The sequence below is a fragment of the Methylobacterium sp. J-048 genome (assembly GCF_022829515.1).
Taxonomy (GTDB): Bacteria; Pseudomonadota; Alphaproteobacteria; order Rhizobiales; family Beijerinckiaceae; genus Methylobacterium.
The window spans coordinates 1-3680 of the sequence record NZ_JAKSYL010000013.1; the positions used below are offsets into that span (position 1 = coordinate 1).

6 protein-coding genes are annotated in these 3680 nt (G+C 58.6%); 5 read left to right on the forward strand and 1 reads right to left on the reverse strand.

What is annotated here, in order from left to right; translation table 11 throughout:
* The coding region (locus MKL09_RS00170) for a hypothetical protein (protein WP_244016854.1) at window positions 1–194 on the forward strand (194 nt) is incomplete at its 5' end.
* A gap of 716 nt (window positions 195–910) precedes the next feature.
* Window positions 911–1231 (forward strand): hypothetical protein, encoded by a 321-nt coding sequence (locus MKL09_RS00175; RefSeq protein ID WP_244016856.1) that lies wholly within the window; start codon window positions 911–913, stop codon window positions 1229–1231.
* A gap of 48 nt (window positions 1232–1279) precedes the next feature.
* On the opposite strand, the gene MKL09_RS00180 is transcribed toward MKL09_RS00175, so the two are convergent.
* Window positions 1280–1540: a hypothetical protein gene (locus MKL09_RS00180; RefSeq protein WP_244016858.1), complete on the reverse strand. Its 261-nt coding sequence runs from the start codon at window positions 1538–1540 to the stop codon at window positions 1280–1282.
* A gap of 83 nt (window positions 1541–1623) precedes the next feature.
* Here MKL09_RS00180 and MKL09_RS00185 point away from each other — a divergent pair, with 83 nt between their 5' ends.
* The 3 genes from MKL09_RS00185 to MKL09_RS00195 all read left to right on the forward strand — a co-directional run bounded on the left by MKL09_RS00185 (window position 1624) and on the right by MKL09_RS00195 (window position 3587).
* Window positions 1624–1863 carry a 3',5'-cyclic-nucleotide phosphodiesterase gene (locus MKL09_RS00185; protein WP_244016860.1) on the forward strand — a complete coding sequence of 80 codons (240 nt, stop codon included), beginning with the start codon at window positions 1624–1626 and terminating at the stop codon, window positions 1861–1863.
* 127 nt (window positions 1864–1990) lie between these two features.
* Window positions 1991–2242, forward strand: coding sequence for a 3',5'-cyclic-nucleotide phosphodiesterase (locus MKL09_RS00190; RefSeq protein WP_244016862.1), 252 nt, complete (start codon window positions 1991–1993; stop codon window positions 2240–2242).
* Window positions 2243–2654: 412 nt separating this feature from the next.
* The gene (locus MKL09_RS00195) at window positions 2655–3587 is read left to right on the forward strand and encodes an Abi family protein (RefSeq protein WP_244016864.1); all 933 of its coding nucleotides are present in this window, start codon (window positions 2655–2657) and stop codon (window positions 3585–3587) included.
* Window positions 3588–3680 lie beyond the last annotated feature (93 nt).

The following is a 3680-nucleotide window of genomic DNA, read 5'->3' on the forward strand; positions in this document are numbered from 1 at the left end:
GGCAATCGAGACCCATGCCGCCGCATAGCAAGCCGCTAGCTCCCATCGCCCGAGGCGAAAAAGCTGGCCGGCTTGCAACGAGCGAGATGATCAAGACACTGAGCCCGGAGACAGGCAGCGTTGAGGGCGTCGTGCGCCGGATCGAGCAGGTCGGGAGCATTGTGGCCCGGGGGCATCAGGAAGCCGGCATGTGATCTGCTGAAGGTCGGGCAGGGCACATTGGCTGTGAAGCGGGGATGCGCCTAGAACTCGGAGATTACATGCGCCGAGTTCGAGGCGCATCCCCGCTTCAAAGCCAATGTGCCATGCCCGAACTTCATCAGTTCGCATGCCGGCTTCCTGATGCCCCCGGGCCACAATGATCCCGACCTGCTCGATCCGGCGCACGACGCCCTCAACGCTGCCTGTCTCCGGGCTCAGCGTCTTGATCATCTCGCTCGTTGCAAGCCGGCCAGCTTTTTCGCCTCGGGCGATGGGAGCTAGCGGCTTGCTATGCGGCGGCATGGGTCTCGATTGCCTCACCTGTGTAAGCTGATACGCAACTTGGCTCGGGGGTAGGGTGACGGACGTCGGTTACCAACCCGTGCTGGTTTGCGAACTCACGCGTCCCGAGCCGGCATTCGGCACGAAAAAGCTCGCACCGGCGAACTGGGCGGGCTAATCCAGGCCCAGCTCCCGTGGGGCGAGCTACCGGACCCGGGCGGCTTTGTACCGGGATTGCAGACGAAGAATACCTCCGCCGCGGCGTCAGGCTGGACCGCACTGAGTGGCTAAGACCAAGCCCGCCGACCGCTCGTGGGCGTCCCATAAAAAGGACCCCATTTTTATTCGGAAATAGCCCCCCTCCCCCCTTTTTGGGAGAGGCGCCCATTTTTTCGACTCCTAAAAGGCCGCGATCAATCAGGAGGCGATGGCGAGCAGGATGCCGAAGGAACCTCAGGACGCGGCACGCGCTTGGCCCGCCATGCCTGAGAAAAAGCTTTCGAAGAAAGCGCCGAAGAAGCCGGCGCGGGCCAAGCCAAAGCTGGTTGAGAAGACACCGGCAAAGGTCGGCATGGCGACGCAGCTCGCCGCGGTCCAAGACCGATATCGTCGCGCTATGATGGCCGCCCTCGATCAACCCTACCGAGAGCAGGGCGATCAGATCCGCGCTGCGTTGGCGACGCTCCTGGCTGAGAAAGCCGCGCTAGGCGTCAAGGACGGCGAGGAGGCCGCAGAGGCTTCGGAGTAGCCTTTCATCCCCGCCAGCCTTTGATCAGACCAGAAGGGGCGATCTGGCCTATGCAACGTCGATGGGCTGCTGCCTGGGTTCATCCTCGCCGACAAGGGTGCCGATCAGCCGCCAGAGCTCCTGATGCTCGGGGCCATTGCGGCCAGGCGTGAGGAAGTTCGGCAGACTGAAGTCCGTCACGTGGCCGCCCGAGGCGATGTTGCCGGTATGCCGAACGAAGCTGTACCCGGTTGTTGGATCGAACAGCAGGTGCCAGCGGTCGCCATTCGGGCTGGCATAGATCAGGCGATTGGGTTCGGAAGAGCCCATGGTCGTCCTCCGTCATGGCGACAGGGGCTCGGGTCGCACCGAGGCCACCTCGTCAGCGGTCCCATGGCAGCTACATAGCAGACATGCGCAGCCTCATCCTCGCCGCCAGCCTCATCGCTATCGCCGCCTCCGCCTCAGCACAGGCGCCCAATCGCGGCAATGCGGACCTACAGACCAATTGTGCGGGTGACGCCCTGGCATTCTGTGCGGGCATCGATCCGAACAGCCCGCAAATGGACGCCTGCTTCAAGAAGAATATGAGCCGGATGTCGCCGAACTGCCGTCGCGCCATCGACGCCTACGAGAAGGCCGGCGGCAAGTAGCTACTCGACCGCTCGGTCACACCCCGAATGCCGCGGAGGGGGCGAGCCTCGGCTTCGTTAGCGGAAGGGATAGATCGCCGAGCCAAGCCGTTAGCGCACCGACGAATTCCTTCGGCAGGTATCCAATATGCGCAGCTTCCTCCTCGCATTCGCCCTCATCGCTGTAGCGACCCCTACCTTCGCCGCTCCTGACGCCTCCGTCTCAAAGCGTGGCAACAAGGACTTGAAGACCTATTGCTCGGGCGATGCGGTCACCTTCTGTAGTGGCGATGATCCGGACAGCCCAGAGATGGACGCCTGCTTCGAGAAGAACATGGACAAGATCTCGGAAAACTGCCGTCGCGCGATCACGGCCTATAAGGGCGGTGGGGGCAAGTAGCACCGTCATCGCGGTCGTGAGATGAAGCTTGGAGCTGCGGCCGACGGCCATAGGAGCAGATGAGGGTGATCACAGGCCCGCAGCTCCTCGCAGCACGGCTTTCTATCCGCTGGGCGCCTAGAGATCTGGCCCGGCATGCCAAGGTGCCTGTGAGCGTTGTGGAGCGGGCTGAAAGCAGTCCCGGCGAGCCGACGGTCACGATCGCCCAGTTGAACGCCCTGATGCAGACCCTGCGGACTGCCGGCGCCAGCGTCCTGCAAGCCGACCCTAGCTCATGCGGCGAAGATGCAAAAAATCGTTAACCGAGCCTGTGGGCCATGTGATTTTCGCAACCGATTGTGCATAACCTCCTCTTGACTCAGGGCGAGGCGGCGCCAATTATCGCGGGTAATAACACCCCCCACGCCTCTCCATGGAAGCGCCTCAGGGGGGTTTCTTTTTGTCTAAAATCGATTTTACAAAACCAGCCATTACACTTGATGCGCAGCTTGATCTCCTTAGACAACGCGGCCTTGAAATTTCAGACGTAGGGAAAGCCAAACACTTTCTGCAGTTTGTTGGTTACTATAGACTTTCTGGATACTACAGATATTATACTGATCCAGCGGACCCTAAGAGAGAGCGATTTGTCCCTGGCATATCGTTCGAGCAGCTGGTCGAAATCTATAATTTCGACCGCCGCCTAAGAGCGCTATTCACCAGAGCATTCGAAAGAGTGGAAGTAGCGGTAAAAGCCACGCTATCGGATGCCGGCGCACAAGCGCATGGACCATTTTGGCTCTGCGAGCCGTCGAATTTTGATCGCGGCTCGCACCGTTTGATTACTGAAGTTCTCGACGGTTGCGTTGGCGATAGAAACCACCCGCATCAACACATGTTCATAAATCAGTTTATGAATAAATATTCCCAACCATACCCACCCTCCTGGATGATGACTGAAATAATGTCATTCGGATCAATATCAAAGATATATAAGTTTTCGAAAGGTCACATTCGGCAAGCTGTGTCATCAAAGTTCGATTTGCAGCACGATGTCATGGAGAGCTGGCTTCATTCCTTGTCATTCGCACGCAATGTCTGTGCACATCACAACCGCATATGGAACAGAGCGTTTACTATCAAGCCTAAAATACCACGCATTTATTCATCGCATTGGCCGACCTTTGGGCACGACAAGCTTTTTGTTATCTGTGGTATGACGTGGCATTTGACAAAATTAATCGATAATTCATCACCATGGGCGTCACGTCTTGAACAATTGATTGACCGTCGGCCCGGCGTTCCATTGAAAGCGATGGGATTTCCTGACAACTGGCGCGAGATACCGCCATGGAATTTCCACTGATGCTAAAAGCTTAAGAGCGGTCCGTTCGCCACGGGCGGCCATCCTCTCGGGACGCCGGTGAGATCGACGACCTCCCCCGCCAGCCCGTGATCA

What these genes read in the sequence shown, in the direction of transcription:
- MKL09_RS00195 (WP_244016864.1), top strand. Translation starts at nt 2,655, where the DNA reads ATGGAAGCGCCTCAGGGGGGTTTCTTTTTGTCTAAAATCGATTTTACA.
- MKL09_RS00175 (WP_244016856.1), top strand. Translation starts at nt 911, where the DNA reads ATGGCGAGCAGGATGCCGAAGGAACCTCAGGACGCGGCACGCGCTTGG.
- MKL09_RS00185 (WP_244016860.1), top strand. Translation starts at nt 1,624, where the DNA reads ATGCGCAGCCTCATCCTCGCCGCCAGCCTCATCGCTATCGCCGCCTCC.
- MKL09_RS00190 (WP_244016862.1), top strand. Translation starts at nt 1,991, where the DNA reads ATGCGCAGCTTCCTCCTCGCATTCGCCCTCATCGCTGTAGCGACCCCT.
- MKL09_RS00180 (WP_244016858.1), bottom strand. Translation starts at nt 1,540, where the DNA reads ATGGGCTCTTCCGAACCCAATCGCCTGATCTATGCCAGCCCGAATGGC.